Here is a 15,408-nt window from a genome sequence, read left to right as displayed (position 1 = left end):
GGCGTCCACGAACTCCACATCCGCCGGAAACAATTCGCTGGCGCGGTGTGGTTGCATTGAAATCGCACCCGGTGCGAAGCCGACGGATACTTCGTCCTCACAACGCAAATGTGCCGTCGGCGGCTTGATCTCGGGAGCGCACAACTCCACACGTGTCCGGTGCGAAGCAGAGGGTTACTTCCATTCGGGATGGGCTGGGTGCGGGTTCGAGTCCCGCCGGCCGGGAAACCGGCCGTAGCTCAACTGGTAGAGCGGCGATGTACCTTCCGCGCCTTTGAACTCGGACACGTGTGGCGTTCGTGGGCTCCCCTTCTTTTTGTCCCGAGGGGGAAGAGCCGATGGCGAAGTTCAACATCTTCCGCGCACGTCCGGCGGGCACCAGCCCGGTCGCCACGGCGCCCGGACCGACCGCGCACACCCACGAGGGCGGCACCGGCCACCCGCGCGACACGAAGTCCGAGCTGTTCCTGCTCGCCGTGTCGAACATGGGCGGCGAGGCCACCTTCTACGAGTCCGGCACCCGGCGCGACACCCGCTTCGCCCAGCTCGTGCGCGACGCCGCGCTCACCGATCCCGAGTGGACCGCACGCCTGCTCAGGTGGCTGCGCAGCGAGGCCAACATGCGCACCGCGTCGCTCGTGGGCGCGGCCGAGTTCGTCCAGGCACGACTGGCCGCCTCCTCGGACGCCGGCGTCACCAACCGCGCCGTCGTCGACTCGGTGCTCCAGCGAGCCGACGAGCCGGGCGAACTCCTCGCCCACTGGACCGGCACGCACGGCCGCCGCGTCCCGAAGCCGATCAAGCGGGGCATCGCCGACGCCGTCGCGCGCCTCTACGACGAGCGCGCCGTCCTGAAGTGGGACAGCGACGCCCGCGGCTTCCGCATGGCCGACGTCCTGAACCTCGCCCACCCGTCACCCGCCGCTGCCTGGCAGGGCTCGCTGTTCGAGTACGTGCTGGACAGCCGCCGCTCCGCCGGCACCGCGGTTCCGCGGGAGCTGCGCGTGATCGCGGCACGCCGCGAGCTGATGGCGTGGCCGGTGGAGCAGCGGCGCGCGCTGTTCTCGCGCCCGGACGCGGCCGACGTGCTGCGCCGGGCGGGGATGACGTGGGAGTCGGTGGCCGGGTGGTTGCAGGGACCGCTCACGCGCGAGGTGTGGGAGGCGCTGGCACCGTCGATGGGGTTCATGGCGTGCCTGCGGAACCTCAGGAACTTCGACGAGGCCGGCATGTCCGACGAGGCCGCCGCGGCCGTGGCGACCCGTCTGGCCGACCCCGGCCAGGTCGCCCGCTCGCGCCAGTTCCCGTTCCGGTTCCTGTCCGCCTACGAGGCGGCGCCGAGCCTGCGCTGGGGCCACGCCCTGGACCAGGCGCTGCAGGCGTCGCTGAGCAACCTGCCCGCGCTGCCGGGCCGGTCGCTGGTCCTCATCGACACCTCGGCGTCGATGACGCACGGCACGATCTCGGCCCGGTCGAAGGTCACCCCGGCCAAGGCCGCGGCGGTCTTCGGCGTCGCGCTCGGCGCGAAGGGCGAGCAGGTCGACGTCATCGGGTTCGCGGACGGCACGTTCCGGCACGAGGTCCCGCGCGGGGCGTCGGTGATCCGGGAGGTCGGCCGGTTCCTGGAGCGCATCGGCGAGGTCGGGCACGGCACGGACATCGTCGGCTCGCTGAAGCGCACCTACCGGCGGCACGACCGCGTGTTCATCATCTCGGACATGCAGACGATCAGCGCGCCGCACGGGGAGGGCGTCTCGGACGTCGTGCCGCGGCACGTGCCGGTCTACGGGTTCAACCTGAACGGGTACCGGCACGCGGCGTTCGCGACCGGCGGGGCCGGCCGTCACGAGTTCGGGGGCCTGACGGACGCGACCTTCCGCATGGTGCCCCTGCTCGAAGCGGGCCGGAACGCCACCTGGCCGTTCTGAGGTGTGAGAGCTCCCCCTGACGCGGAGAGCTCTCACACTTACTATCAGTTAGCGCCTTGACCAGCTATGATGCCGCCATGGAGTACAACGTGTTCGCGAAGGCGTGCCCGTCACGTCCCTTGCTGGAGCACGTCACCGGCAGGTGGGGCGGCCTGACCCTGGGCGTGCTCGTGGACGGCCCGCTGCGCTTCAACGAGCTGCGCCGCCGCGTCGACGGGGTCAGCGAGAAGATGCTGTCGCAGACGTTGCAGGCGCTGGAGCGCGACGGGCTCGTGCACCGGGAGGCCCAGCACACGAACCCGCCGCGGGTCGACTACAGCCTCACACCGCTCGGGCGCGAGACGGCGGAGCGGCTGTTGTCGTTGATCCACCTGCTGGAAGCGCGGATGCCCGAGGTGCTCGAGGCCCAGCAGGCCTACGACGCCCGCTGAGTCAGCACTCGATCACGTTCACGGCGAGGCCGCCGCGCGCGGTCTCCTTGTACTTCACCGACATGTCCTTGCCGGTGTCCCGCATGGTCTTGATGACCTTGTCGAGCGACACGAAGTGCGAACCGTCGCCGCGCAAAGCCATGCGCACGGCCGTGATGGCCTTGATGGACGCGACGGCGTTGCGTTCGATGCACGGGATCTGCACCAAGCCGCCGATCGGGTCGCAGGTGAGGCCGAGGTTGTGCTCCATCGCGATCTCGGCCGCGTTCTCGACCTGTTCGGGGGTGCCTCCGAGCACCTCGGCGAGGCCGCCGGCCGCCATCGAGCACGCGGAGCCGACCTCGCCCTGGCAGCCGACCTCGGCGCCGGAGATCGACGCGTTCTCCTTGAACAGCACGCCGATCGCGCCGGCGGTCAGCAGGAAGCGGACCACGCCGTCGTCCGAGGCTCCCGGCACGAACTTCGTGTAGTAGTGCAGGACCGCGGGGACGATGCCGGCCGCGCCGTTGGTCGGCGCGGTGACGACGCGGCCGCCCGCGGCGTTCTCCTCGTTGACCGCCAGCGCGAAGAGCGTGACCCAGTCCATGACGCGCAGGGGGTCGGTGACGAAGTGCTCGCCCTCCAGGCGTTTGCGCATCTCGGCGGCGCGGCGGCGGACCTTCAGGCCGCCGGGCAGGATGCCGTGCTCGGTGCAGCCGCGTTCGACGCACTCCTGCATGACGTGCCAGATGTGCAGCAGTCCCGACCGCACCTCTTCTTCCGTCCGCCACGACAGCTCGTTGGCCATCATGATCTCGCTGATCGACAGGCCTGTCTCGCGGCAGCGCGCGAGCAGCTGGTCGCCGGTGAGGAACGGGTGGGGCAGCGGCGTCGAGTCGGGCTTGATGCGGTCGGTGCCGGAGGCGTTCTCGTCGACGACGAACCCGCCGCCGATCGAGTAGTAGACGGCGTGCTCGACGGACTCGCCGCCGCTGAACGCCTCGAAGCTCATCCCGTTGGGGTGCAGCGGAAGTGACTTGCGGCGGTGCATGACGAGGTCGCGGTCGTGCACGAACTCGATCTCGTGCGTGCCGCCGAGCCGGAGCCGTCCGCCGCCGACGATCTCCTCGACGCGGTGGGCGGCGACGGTGGGGTCGACCTCCTCGGGGAGGTTGCCCTCGAGGCCCAGGAACACGGCCTTCGGGCTGCCGTGGCCGTGGCCGGTCGCGCCGAGCGAGCCGAACAGCTCGACGTGCACGCGGTCCACTTCGGACGCACGCGCACCGAGCTTCTCGACGAACATCGCCGCCGCGCGCATCGGGCCGACGGTGTGGGAGCTGGACGGTCCGATGCCGACGGAGAACAGGTCGAAAACGCTGATCGCCACTGATCAGTCCTTCGTGGTGGTGGAGCGGTCGGTCGGGCCCATGTCAGCCGGTCTGGGTGAGCTCGGCGTACTTGGCCGCCGTGAGCAGGTTCTCGGCCGACTCGACGCGGACCTTGAACAGCCAGCCGGCGCCGTACGGGTCGTTGTTCACGATCGCCGGGTCGTCGACGACGGCGCTGTTGACCTCGATCACCTCACCGGTGACGGGCGAGAACAGGTCGCTGACGGACTTGGTGGACTCGAGCTCGCCGCACACCTCGTTGGTGACGACCTTCGCACCGACCTCGGGCAGCTGCACGAAGACGATGTCGCCCAGGGCGTCCGCCGCGTACTCGGTGATCCCGCAGGTCAGCGGGTCCTGGGTACCCGGCGTCCAGTCGACCCACTCGTGCTCGGTGGTGTAGAGCAGGTTCTCGGGGAACTGCACGGCGCGACTCCTCTGGCTGTGACGGGTCAGGACACTTGCGCCCCCTCCGCCGTGCAGAGTTGCCTACCCCGAGTGGTCTTGCTGCCTGAGAGTGTGCGGGAGCTTGCCCCTTCGGCGCCCCGACCGACGTTCGTCGGGGTCTCTCCCACTCGGGTTCTGGCGCTGTCGCGCCGCGGCCGGTCTTCAGTTCTCAGGGGCGAACGCTATGTGCGGCCCCCGCCGGGTGTCAACGCGGACGGGTCGAGTCACACGCGAGCGCAAACCAGGTGGCTCTGTCCCAAGTGAACAACCGCACCCGTGCTCGATAGTGCGATTCGCACAGTGACATGACCTTCCCACTGCCCCACATTGTGAGATGTCGGCCACCGAACGGAGGAGTCATCGTGCGGATCGCAGTTCCCCGCGAGATCAAGAACCACGAGTACCGCGTCGCTCTCACCCCTGCCGGTGCGCACGAGCTGACGAGCCGCGGGCACGACGTGTTCGTCGAGCAGGGCGCCGGTCTGGGCTCCGCGATCACCGACGAGGAGTACCTCGCCGCGGGCGCCAAGGTCCTCGCGACCGCCGACGACGTCTGGGCCGAGGGCGACCTGGTCCTCAAGGTCAAGGAGCCGATCGCCGAGGAGTACCCCCGCCTGCGCGCCGGCCAGACCCTCTTCACGTACCTGCACCTCGCCGCCGACAAGCCGCTGACCGAGGCGCTGCTGGCGTCCGGCACCACGGCCATCGCCTACGAGACCGTGCAGCTGCCGAACCGCGCGCTGCCGCTGCTGGCCCCGATGTCCGAGGTCGCGGGCCGCCTTGCCCCGCAGGTCGGCGCGTTCTCGCTGATGAAGCCCTCCGGTGGCCGCGGCGTGCTGCCCGGTGGCGTCCCCGGTGTCGCCCCGGCCCGCGTGGTCGTGATCGGCGGCGGTGTGGCCGGTCTCAACGCCGCGACCATCGCCGTGGGCATGGGCGCGGACGTGCAGATCCTCGACACCAACGTCGACCGGCTGCGCCAAGTCGACGCCCAGTTCGCCGGCCGCCTGCGCACGCTCGCCTCGAACTCGTTCGCGATCGAGCAGGCCGTCCGCGAGGCCGACCTCGTCATCGGCGCCGTGCTCGTCCCCGGTGCCGCCGCGCCGAAGCTCGTCTCGAACGCGCTGGTCGCCGAGATGAAGCCGGGCTCGGTGCTCGTCGACATCGCGATCGACCAGGGCGGCTGCTTCGAGGACTCGCGCGCCACCACGCACGCCGAGCCGACCTACGAGGTCCACAACTCGGTGTTCTACTGCGTCGCGAACATGCCGGGCGCCGTCCCGCGCACCTCGACCTACGCGCTGACCAACGTGACGCTGCCCTACGCCGTCGCGCTGGCCGACAAGGGCTGGGAGAAGGCGCTGAAGGACGACCGTTCGCTCGCCCTGGGCCTCAACGCCCACGCCGGCAAGCTGACCAACGGCCCGGTGGCCGAGGCGACCGGCCTCGCGCACACGCCGCTGGAGTCCGTGATCTGAGAGCCACCCCGATGAATGAGGCCCCCGCACGCGTGAACCGCTGCGGGGGTTTCGCCTACCTGAGGGCTTCGACGCGGGCCTTGACGCCTTCGATCACGCAGTCCAGGCCGAACTCGAACTGCCGCTCCAGCGACCACAGCTCGCCCTCGTCGAGCATCGCGACGTACCGGGGGTGCTTGTCCCGGTACAGGTCGGCGATCTTGTCCATGTCCGGCGGTGGCGAGTCCATCCCGCCGCGAGCGATGAAGTTGACCTCGGCGATCGCGTACCCGTTGACGAAGCTGCCCACCGTGGCGATCGACTGGGCCGCCGCGACGGTCGACAGCCCGGCGCGCAACATCGGCCCGAACATGGCGTCCGCGTAGGCCACGGCGTTCGGGCCGATGGTGTTGAACTCCCCGATCCCGCGGATCCACCACGGGTGCTTGAGCGCGAGCTGACGCAGCTCGCGCATCATCGCGCGCACCGCGGTCTCCCAGTCGGTCTCGGGGTCGGGGAGGGTGAACTCGCCGTAGACCTCGTCGAGGCACAGCTCGATCAGCGCGTCCTTCGTCGGCACGTGCCAGTACAGCGACATCGGCGCCGCGCCGAGTTCCGCGGCCAGCTTGCGCATCGACAGCTTCTGCAGACCGTGCTGGTCCAGCAGTTCCAGGGCCTTGCGGACGATCGCCTCGCGGCTCAGGCCGAGGGGCTGCCCGCTGCCGGGCCTGGGCTTGCTGAACCACACGCTGTCCACGTCGACGATCCTAAGCACGCCGCAGCAAGACGCTGGCCACAACACCTCCCAGGAAGACGGCCGCGGCACCGGTCAGAAGGCTCACGGTCATGCCGTTCGAGAACGCCTCGCGCACCACCGCGATGTCCGCGCCGCTGTGCAGCGCCTCGCTCAGGGACCGTCCCGGAACGCCGTCGGGCAGCGAGGCCACGAACCGCGCCGACAGCAGCGCGCCCAGCACGGCGATGCCGAACGAGGAGCCCAGTTCCGTCAGCGTTCCCGAGAGCCCGGACGCGATGCCGGCGCGTTCCGGCGGGATCGAGCCCATCAGCGCGTTGACCGCGACCGGTTGCGACACACCGACTCCGACGCCGATGAGGACCAGGCCGGCGAGCGTCGGCGGGTAGGTGGTGCCGACCGACAGCAGCGCCACGCCGCTCGCGACGATCGTCATGCCGAGCAGCATCGCCCTGCCCGCGCCGAGCTTCACCACGAGCTGCCCCAGCGTGTTGCTGGTGATCAGCAGCGCGATCGCCATGGGTGCGACGCGCACGCCCGCTTCCAGCGGGCTGTAGCCGAGCACGCCCTGGAGGTGTTGCGTCAGCAGGAAGAGCGAGCCCGCCATGCCGAACGCCGCCAGCACGCCCGACGCCACCGCGCCGGTGAAGCGGCGGTGGGAGAAGAACGAGAGGTCGAGCATCGGGTCGGTGGTGTGCCGTTCCCACAACGCGAAGCCGGTCATGGTCACCAGACCGATCGCGATCGGAACGCCGAACTCGGCCGACGCGAACCCGTGCTCGGGCACCTCGATCACGGCGTAGACGACCGACACCATGCCGATGATCGACAGGATCGAGCCGGCCACGTCCGGCCTGCGCACGGTCGGGTCCTTCGACTCCGGCACGAGCGTCGCGACGGCCGCGATGGCGAGGACCGCCACCGGCACGTTGATCAGGAAGACCGAGCCCCACCAGAAGTGCTTGATGAGCGCGCCGCCGATCACCGGGCCCGCGGCGAAGCCGAGGCTCGTGACGGCGGCCCAGATGCCGATGGCCTTCGGGCGTTCCTTGTCGTCGAACAGCTGCATGAGCACGGCGAGCGTGCCGGGCATCAGCACGGCGGCGCCGATCCCCATGAAGCCGCGGGCCGCGATCAGCGCCTCGGACGAGCTCGCGTAGGCCGCGACGGCGCTGCCCGCGCCGAACAGCGCGAGTCCGGCCAGGAGCGCGCGCTTGCGGCCGAACCTGTCGCTCAGCGATCCGGTCGTGAGCAGCAGGCCCGCCAGCGCGAGCGAGTAGGCGTTGATCATCCACTGGATGTCCGCGGTGCTCGCGCCCAGGCCGGTGGAGATCGACGGGATCGCCACGTTGAGCACGGTGTTGTCCAGCACCACGACCATCACGGACAGGCAGAGCACGCCGAGCACGGCCCAGCGCTGCGGGTGCGGGTGCACCCCGACCTCCTCGGTCGTCGAAGTCATCTCGTCCCCCTTACGGTGTACGAGAAACTTACAGCGTACGAGAGGGCGGAGCGCAAGTCCGTTTTCCGGAAATGAAGGAATTTCAGAAATGGGGCTGGGATACCCCGAACAGCACTGCGGGCTCCGGCGAATCGGCCGAATGCCGAGTGCGCCGAAGCCCGCGAACGTAAAGGGCGGCCGCGCTCAACCAGCCTGGGGGTCACTGGGAGCGGGGCCGCCGTGACCAAATATAGCGGGCTTCCGCGCACCGCGCCCAGCGGCCCCGCCGAATCGCGACCCAAAAGTTTCCCGACTGGACCACCGCCCGTCTCCGACCCGTCCGGCAAACGAGTGAATTCCCCGGTGCTCGGTGCGGCGAGCAGGGCCGACAGCCGATGAAGACGGAGTCGGGTGTCGCTCGATAGGAGATTCCATGGCTGAACCACAGGGATGGATCCACTGCCACGACCCGTTCGGTCGCGACAGGTCGATGACCGTTCTGGTGGAGAAGGACCGGGTCCTGCTGGTCACGCCGCCCGGCGAGACCGCTGTGATGTCCGCCACCCAGACCCGCCGGCTGGGCTCCCTGCTCGACCAGGCCACGGCGAAGATGTGATGGACGAGGCCCTGCGCGAGGCGGTGCTGCACCGCCTGGCACTGCTGGACGAGGTCGCCGAGCACGGAGAGGCGGAAGCGCTGGCCCGCGCGGAGATCCACCGCCTCGCGGACGGCTGGCGGCTGCTGCTCACGCTGCACCAGCCCGACGAGGACGGCCGGTGCCGGTCGTGTCCCGGCTGGCTGCGCCGCCGCCGGTGGCCGTGCCGGGTCTGGACCACGGCGCACCGGCACCTCATCGGCGAAGGTCCGCCGCACCGCGAGCGGTGTCGGCCGCTGCGCACCCCCTTCACCCGATCAGGCGTGATCGGGATCCCGGCGGAGACCCCCGCCGGGATGACCGCCGAACCGCGGGTTCCCACCACTGATCCACCGCCGAAGCACCGGGCGCCCGTCGTGTCCCGCCCGAAGCACGCCTTGCCGGAGTGACCTTTCAGGCAGGATGGGCCGCATGCATGACGGCAGCGGCCTCATCGCGGTCCAGAACCTGACCAAGCAGTTCGGTCCGGTGGTCGCGGTGCAGAACCTGAGCTTCACCGTGTCACCCGGCAGCGTTACGGGCTTCCTCGGCCCGAACGGCGCGGGCAAGACGACGACCCTGCGGATGTTGCTGGGTCTCGTGAAGCCCACGGGCGGCACGGCGACGATCAACGGACGACCGTTCCACCAGCTCGGCCAGCCCGGCCGCGTGGTGGGCGCGGTGCTGGAGGCGCAGGGTTTCCACCCCGCGCGCTCGGCCCGCGACCACCTGCGCGTGTACGCGGCGGCCATCGGCGTGCCGGACGCGCAGGCCGACCAGGTCATCGGCCTGGTCGGCCTGGGCAGCGCCGCCGACCGCAAGGTGGGCGGGTTCTCGCTCGGCATGAAGCAGAGGCTGGCGCTGGCCACGGCGCTGCTCGGCGATCCGCAGGTCCTCGTGCTGGACGAGCCGGCCAACGGCCTCGACCCCGAGGGCATCGCGTGGCTGCGCACGTTCCTGCAGTCGTACGCGCGCATGGGCCGCACGGTGCTCATCTCCAGCCACCTGCTGGCCGAGGTCGAGCAGACCGTCGACCAGGTCGTGATCATCTCGCGCGGACAGACGATGTTCTACGGGCCGTTGGAGCAGTTGCGGCAGTCGCAGCAGAAGCGCGTTCTCGTGCAGCCGTCGGACATCAACGCTCTCGCGACCGCTCTCCGCGCCGAGGGCGTGCAGGCGATCGAGCAGCTGCCGGACGGCCGGCTCGCCGTGTCCGGTGTGGACTCCCGGCGCGTGGCGGACAGCGCGCTGAAGGCCGGCGTGTCGATCTACGGCATCCAGGAGGAGCAGGTCGACCTCGAACGGCTGTTCTTCCAGCTCACCAGTGGCCAGTACGCCGGGTACGCGCCGGCTCCGGCTCCGTTCAAGCAGCAGGGTGGTTGGGCCTGATGGGAAATCTCGTCCAGGCGGAGCTCCGCAAGACGACGACGACCGGCCTGTGGTGGGGCCTGCTGATCCCGACGGTGGTGCTGGCGCTCGGCTGGGGGCTCGCGACCGGCCTGCTGGGGCAGTTCTTCGTGGACTTCGCGTCGAGCAGCGACGTCGACGAGGTGTCGGACTTCCTCGGCGTCACGCCGGACCAGTGGAAGGTCTCGCTGTTCGGCATCGCGCGGGCGATCAACATCTCGACGATCTTCCCGATGGTCTTCGGCGCGATGGCGATCTCGGGCGAGATCAACCGCCGCACCATCACCACCACGTTCCTGACCGCGCCGTCGCGCATGCACGCGATGCTGGCGAAGATGCTGGTCTACGTGCTGTGGGGCGCGATCTACGGCCTCGCGATCATGCTGTTCGTCGGCATCGGCGTGGCCGTCACCAGCGACGCGGGGCAGCTGCCGGACGCGGGCGGCTGGGCGATGCTCACGCTGGTCTGCGTGCTGTCGTCGATCCTGATGACGATGTTCGGCGTGGGCGTCGGGGCGCTGGTCACGAACGTCGCGGGCAGCGTCGTGTTGCTCCTGCTGTACTTCCTGGTCATCGAGAACGTCCTGCACTTCGTGCTCGCGTACCTGGAGGTGCCGGCGGTGGCCGGCTTCCTGCCGAACGGCTCGATCAACGGTCTCACCGGGTCGGTCGCGGTCGACCTCTTCCTGTCGACGGCGGGCGTGGTGCCGCCGGAGATCGAGGACGTGCTGCGGGCGATCGCGGGTGCGGGCGGCGCGCTCGACTGGTGGTGGTCGGGCCTCGTGTTCCTGGGCTGGGCCGGGATCGCCTTCGCGGGCGGCTGGGCCGTCACGCAGTCCAAGGACATCACCTGACCTGCGGTTCCTGACGTCACACCTTTGTGTCGGACCCCGAACGTAGGGTGGGTCCCGTGACGAAGGGCTGGATCCGCCGACTGACCGCAGCGTGCTGGCAGCACCCCCGCCTGGTGGTGCTGTCGGTGGTCGCCGCGGTCGTCGGCGTGGGTCTCCAAGCGGCGGGGCCGTTGCTGCTCAAGACCGCGATCGACGACTCGGCGGTGGGCCGCACCGACCGGCTGTGGCCGCTCGTGGTGGCGCTGGTCGGGCTGGAGCTGCTCACGTTCGGGTCGGCGTTCCTGCGCCGCTACCTGGGCGGTCGGCTGGCGCTGGGCGTGCAGCACGACCTGCGGCTCGGCGTGTTCTCGGCCGTGCAGCGGCTCGACGGCGCGAAGCAGGACGAGCTGCGGACCGGGCAGATCGTGTCGCGCTCGATCACCGACCTGCAGCTGGTGCAGTCGCTGCTGATGATGGCGCCGCTGGCCGTGGGCACCGTGGTGTTCGCCCTGGCCGCGCTCGCCGCGATGCTCTACCTCTCGGTGCCGTTGACGATCATCGCGGTCGTCGTGCTGCCGCTGGTGGCGTGGCTGGCCGGGCGCACCCGGCTGACGCTGTTCCCCGCCACCTGGTCCGCGCAGCAGCGGGCAGCCGACCTGGCGCAGCACGTCGAGGAGACCGTCACCGGCGTCCGCGTGGTGAAGGGCTTCGGCCAGGAGGCGCGGGAGGTCGCGCGGCTGGAGGAGCACGCGAAGGCCCTGTTCGCGGAACGGATGCGGGCGGCCGGGCTGTCGTCCAAGCCCCTCGCGACGGTGACGGCGCTGCCGCTGCTCGGCCAGGTCGGCGTGCTGGGCCTGGGCGGCTGGCTCGCGCTGCACGGCCAGGTCACCCTGGGCACGTTCCTCGCGTTCACGACGTACGTGGCGAACCTCGTGGGGCCGACGCGGCTGCTGTCGAGCCTGATGGTGTCCGCGCAGCTGGCCAGGGCGGGCGTCGAGCGCGTGTACGAGCTGATCGACTCGCAGCCCGACGTCACCGACGGCCCCGACGAGGTGCCCGAGGGGCCGCTCTCCCTGTCGTTCTCCGGTGTCACCTTCGGCTACGCGCGCAGCGAACCGGTCCTGCGGGACTTCTCGATCGCGGTCGCGCCCGGCGAGACCCTCGCGCTGGTCGGCACCGCGGGCTCCGGCAAGTCGACGGTGTCGTTGCTGCTCCCCCGCTTCTACGACGTGCACTCCGGATCGGTGCGGATCGGCGGCGCGGACGTGCGGACGTTGCGGCTGGAGTCGCTGCGGCACGCGGTCGGCGTGGTCTTCGAGGAGGCGTTCCTCTTCTCCGACACGGTGTTCTCGAACATCGCGTACGGCAGGCCGGACGCCTCGCGCGAGGAGGTCGAGCGCGCCGCGAAGGCCGCCGAGGCCCACGACTTCATCGAGGCCCTGCCGCTCGGCTACGACACCGTGGTCGGCGAGCGCGGTCTCACGCTGTCCGGCGGTCAGCGCCAGCGCGTCGCCCTGGCCCGCGCCCTGCTCTCCGACCCGCGCGTGCTGCTGCTGGACGACGCGACGTCGGCGGTGGACAACGCGACGGAGGCCGCGATCCACGCGACGCTCGCCTCGGTCACGGCGAACCGCACGACCGTCCTGGTGGCGCACCGCCGTTCCACCCTGTCGCTGGCGGACCGGATCGCGGTCCTGGACGCGGGCCGGGTGGTCGACATCGGCACGCACGAGGAGCTGACGGCCCGCTGTCCCCTCTACCGCGACCTGCTCGCGGGTCCCGGTGAGGCGATCGAGTCCGCCGCGCCGGTCAAGGCCGGCGGCGAGCTGTGGCCGGACCTGTCGCAGGAAGACCTCGACGAACGCCTGATCGCCGAGGCCAAGACCTCCGCACCGGCCGCGTCCGGCAGGCGCGGTGGTGGCGGAGGCGGTCCCGGCGGCGGCAGCATGGCGGCCCTGGCGGGCGGCCCGCCCACGCCGGAGCTGCTGGCCCAGGTCCGCAAGCTCCCCCGGCCACCGAGGTCCCCGTCCTGCACGGCGAGGACCCGCGCGCGCCCGACCCCGGCTTCCGCCTGGCCCGCCTGCTGCACCCGGTCCGCTGGGCCCTCGGCGGCGTGGCGGCCCTGGTCGTGCTCGACGCCCTGGTCGGCATGGGCCTGCCGTCTCTCGTCCGCCTGGGCATCGACGGCGGCGTCGTGGGCGGCGCGGAGTCCGCGCTGTGGCAGGCCGTGCTGCTGGGCGTCGGCCTGGTGGTGGTCGGCTGGCTGACGACGGCGGGCAGCACCGTCTTCGCCGCGCGGCTGGGCGAACGCCTGCTCTACCTGCTCCGCGTCCGCAGCTACGCCCACCTGCAACGCCTCGGCCTCGACTACTACGAGCGCGAGATGGCCGGCCGCATCATGACGAGGATGACGACGGACGTCGACGCCCTCTCGACGTTCCTGCAGACGGGTCTCGTCACCGCGGTCATCAGCCTGGTCACCGTCGTGGGCATCACCGCGGCGCTGGTCCTCACCGACGCCTCGCTGGCCCTCATCGCGCTGTCGGTGCTGCCGATCCTCGCGGTGGCGACGGTGGTCTTCCAGCGCCTCTCCTCCACCGCCTACGCGGAGGCGCGGGAACGCGTCAGCGCGGTGAACGCCGACCTCCAGGAGAACGTTTCGGGTCTGCGCGTCTCCCAGGCTTACACCCGCGAACGCCGCTCGGCGGAGGCCTTCGCCGAGCGCAGCGACGCCTACCGCCGCACCCGCCTGCGGGCCCAGCGCTACATCGCCACGTACTTCCCGTTCGTGGCGATGCTCTCCGGAGTGGCCCAGGCGGTCGTCCTGGCCGTGGGCGCCCACCGCGTCGCCACGGGGAGCCTCACGCCCGGCGTCCTGCTCGCGTTCCTGCTGTACCTGGGCCTGTTCTTCAGCCCGATCCAGCAGCTCTCCGGCGTCTTCGACGGCTACCAGCAGGCCAGGGTGGGCCTGCGCAGGATCGGCGACCTCCTGCGCACCCCGAGCACGGTCGAACCACCGCGCACCCCGGTCGGGGTCCCGGCGCGCCTGCGGGGCGAGGTGGAGCTCCGGGGCGTGTCCTTCACCTACGCGGGAGCGGACCAGCCGGCCATCGACGACGTGACCCTGCACGTCACCCCGGGCGAAACGGTCGCCCTGGTGGGCGAGACGGGCGCGGGCAAGTCCACGCTGGTGAAGCTCGTGGCCCGCTTCTACGACGCCACCGGCGGCTCCGTGCTGGTCGACGGCGTGGACGTCCGCGACTACGACCTGAGCGCCTACCGGCAGCGCCTGGGCGTGGTGCCCCAGGAGGCCCACCTGTTCGGCGGCGACATAGCCGCGAACGTCGCCTACGGCCGCCCCTCGGCGACGCAGCGGGAGATCGAGCGGGCGGTGGAAGCCGTCGGCGCCCTCCCCATGGTCGCCACGCTCCCGAACGGCTTCCACCAGTCCGTGGGCGAGCGCGGCAACCAGCTCTCGGCGGGCCAGCGCCAGCTCGTCGCCCTCGCCAGAGCGGAGCTGGTCGATCCGGACGTGCTCCTGCTCGACGAGGCGACCGCGGCCCTCGACCCGGCCACGGAGTCGGCGGTGCTCGCGGCCAGCGACCGCCTGGCGGGCTCGCGGACGACGTTCGTCGTGGCCCACCGCCTGGCGACGGCCGCGAAGGCCGACCGGATCGTCGTCCTGGCCCACGGCCGGATCGTCGAACAAGGCACCCACGACGACCTCTTGGCGGCGAACGGCACCTACGCCCGCCTGTGGCACCACGGCACCCAGGAAGCCGCATGACCGACCACCCGATCGCCGAACCCCGAAGGCGAGCCATGTCCCGTTCCCGCCCCACCGTCCTCTACGTCTCCGACCTCGCGTACCCGGCCAAGGGCCGCCGCTACTGCGACGAGGACATCCACCTGACCTCACAACTGCGGCACCATTTCGACCTCGCGATCACCCACCCGGAAAACGCGGCGGACCTGATGGCGGCGTTCGACACCGTGGTGGTCAGGAACAGCGGCCCGGTGCTCGGCCACCAGGCCGCCCACGAAGCCTTCAAAGAGCGGGCGAAAGCCGCGAACCAACGCGTCTACAACCCGTTGACCGGCAAAGGCGACATGGCCGGCAAGCAGTACCTGGTCGATCTGACCGCCGAGGGCTTCCCGGTCATCCCCACGACCGGCGCCGCCGACCTCGACCGGCTCCCCGAAGCACCCGAATACGCGGTGAAGCCCAAAGCCGGAGCCGACTCCCACGGCCTGGAGTTCGTCAAAGCGGAAGACCTGGAAAGCACTCTCGCCGGAAAAGCGGGCGAAGACCTCCTCGTGCAGCCGAAGATCGATTTTCGGTACGAGGTCTCCTTCTACTTCGTGGACCACGACTTCCAGTACGCGCTGCACGCCCCGGACCCGGCGAAGCGCTGGGAGCTGACGCACTACGCGCCGTCGGGGGAAGACCTGGAATTCGCGAGGCAGTTCGTCCGCTGGAACGACCTCGACCACGGCGTCCAGCGCGTCGACGCCTGCCGCACGCGGGACGGCGGCCTGCTGCTCGTCGAACTGGAAGACCTGAACCCGTACCTGTCACTGGACCGCACGACCGACGAGGTGAGGAAGAACTTCGTCGACGCGATGACGAACTCGATCAGGAGTTCACTGACCTGAACTCCGAACCGGTCTCCTGAACCGCACCGCGGCGACACAAGATCAATCCGTGGGGA

Annotated in this window: 12 protein-coding genes, 1 pseudogene and 1 riboswitch; of the genes and pseudogenes, 9 read left to right on the top strand and 4 right to left on the bottom strand. The window is 70.7% G+C overall.

The genetic code is table 11. From position 1 onward, the window contains the following. Window positions 1-338 precede the first annotated feature (338 nt). Window positions 339-1,928 (top strand): TROVE domain-containing protein, encoded by a 1,590-nt coding sequence (locus V1227_RS33275; protein WP_329789189.1) that lies wholly within the window; start codon window positions 339-341, stop codon window positions 1,926-1,928. 77 nt (window positions 1,929-2,005) lie between these two features. Next, entirely contained in the window at window positions 2,006-2,359 is a 354-nt protein-coding gene (locus V1227_RS33270; protein ID WP_329789188.1) for a winged helix-turn-helix transcriptional regulator, read from the top strand. Window position 2,360: 1 nt separating this feature from the next. Here V1227_RS33270 and V1227_RS33265 read toward each other — a convergent pair whose 3' ends face one another. Together V1227_RS33265 and gcvH are read right to left on the bottom strand one after the other, a co-directional pair. After that, the gene (locus tag V1227_RS33265; RefSeq protein WP_329789187.1) at window positions 2,361-3,725 is read right to left on the bottom strand and encodes an L-serine ammonia-lyase; all 1,365 of its coding nucleotides are present in this window, start codon (window positions 3,723-3,725) and stop codon (window positions 2,361-2,363) included. Window positions 3,726-3,768: 43 nt separating this feature from the next. Further along, window positions 3,769-4,152: a glycine cleavage system protein GcvH gene (gene gcvH, locus V1227_RS33260; RefSeq protein WP_329789186.1), complete on the bottom strand. Its 384-nt coding sequence runs from the start codon at window positions 4,150-4,152 to the stop codon at window positions 3,769-3,771. Between the two features lie 63 nt (window positions 4,153-4,215). Continuing rightward, a riboswitch (glycine riboswitch) is annotated at window positions 4,216-4,310 on the bottom strand. Between the two features lie 225 nt (window positions 4,311-4,535). Between gcvH and ald the strand changes: the two genes are divergently transcribed. Further along, window positions 4,536-5,648 (top strand): alanine dehydrogenase, encoded by a 1,113-nt coding sequence (gene ald / locus V1227_RS33255; RefSeq protein WP_329789185.1) that lies wholly within the window; start codon window positions 4,536-4,538, stop codon window positions 5,646-5,648. Window positions 5,649-5,703: 55 nt separating this feature from the next. Here the strand turns inward: ald and V1227_RS33250 are convergent, their stop codons facing one another. Both V1227_RS33250 and V1227_RS33245 read right to left on the bottom strand, forming a co-directional pair. Beyond that, window positions 5,704-6,384: a TetR/AcrR family transcriptional regulator gene (locus V1227_RS33250; protein ID WP_329789184.1), complete on the bottom strand. Its 681-nt coding sequence runs from the start codon at window positions 6,382-6,384 to the stop codon at window positions 5,704-5,706. A 10-nt stretch (window positions 6,385-6,394) separates the two neighbouring features. Beyond that, complete coding sequence (locus V1227_RS33245; protein ID WP_329789183.1) at window positions 6,395-7,843, bottom strand: MFS transporter; 1,449 nt, start codon at window positions 7,841-7,843, stop codon at window positions 6,395-6,397. Window positions 7,844-8,255: 412 nt separating this feature from the next. Between V1227_RS33245 and V1227_RS33240 the strand changes: the two genes are divergently transcribed. From V1227_RS33240 to V1227_RS33215, 6 genes and pseudogenes are all read left to right on the top strand, one after another. Next, window positions 8,256-8,438, top strand: coding sequence for a hypothetical protein (locus tag V1227_RS33240; protein WP_090095016.1), 183 nt, complete (start codon window positions 8,256-8,258; stop codon window positions 8,436-8,438). After that, entirely contained in the window at window positions 8,438-8,866 is a 429-nt protein-coding gene (locus V1227_RS33235; protein WP_329789182.1) for a hypothetical protein, read from the top strand. The genes V1227_RS33240 and V1227_RS33235 overlap by 1 nt, the downstream gene beginning before the upstream one ends. A 22-nt stretch (window positions 8,867-8,888) precedes the next feature. Further along, on the top strand, window positions 8,889-9,845 hold the full coding sequence (locus V1227_RS33230) for an ABC transporter ATP-binding protein (RefSeq protein ID WP_236217066.1): 957 nt from the start codon (window positions 8,889-8,891) through the stop codon (window positions 9,843-9,845). After that, window positions 9,845-10,717 (top strand): hypothetical protein, encoded by an 873-nt coding sequence (locus V1227_RS33225; protein ID WP_329789181.1) that lies wholly within the window; start codon window positions 9,845-9,847, stop codon window positions 10,715-10,717. The genes V1227_RS33230 and V1227_RS33225 overlap by 1 nt, the downstream gene beginning before the upstream one ends. A 47-nt stretch (window positions 10,718-10,764) precedes the next feature. Beyond that, window positions 10,765-14,483 (top strand): annotated as a pseudogene (locus V1227_RS33220) (ABC transporter ATP-binding protein). After that, window positions 14,480-15,352, top strand: coding sequence for a hypothetical protein (locus tag V1227_RS33215; RefSeq protein ID WP_329789180.1), 873 nt, complete (start codon window positions 14,480-14,482; stop codon window positions 15,350-15,352). Before V1227_RS33220 ends, V1227_RS33215 begins: the two are co-directional and overlap by 4 nt. The last annotated feature ends 56 nt before the right edge of the window (window positions 15,353-15,408 follow it).

This window comes from Lentzea sp. DG1S-22 (assembly GCF_036321065.1).
GTDB lineage: Bacteria > Actinomycetota > Actinomycetes > Mycobacteriales > Pseudonocardiaceae > Lentzea > Lentzea jiangxiensis.
Note: the sequence above shows the minus strand (reverse complement) of the source record. Positions and strands in the feature narration are given on the sequence as shown.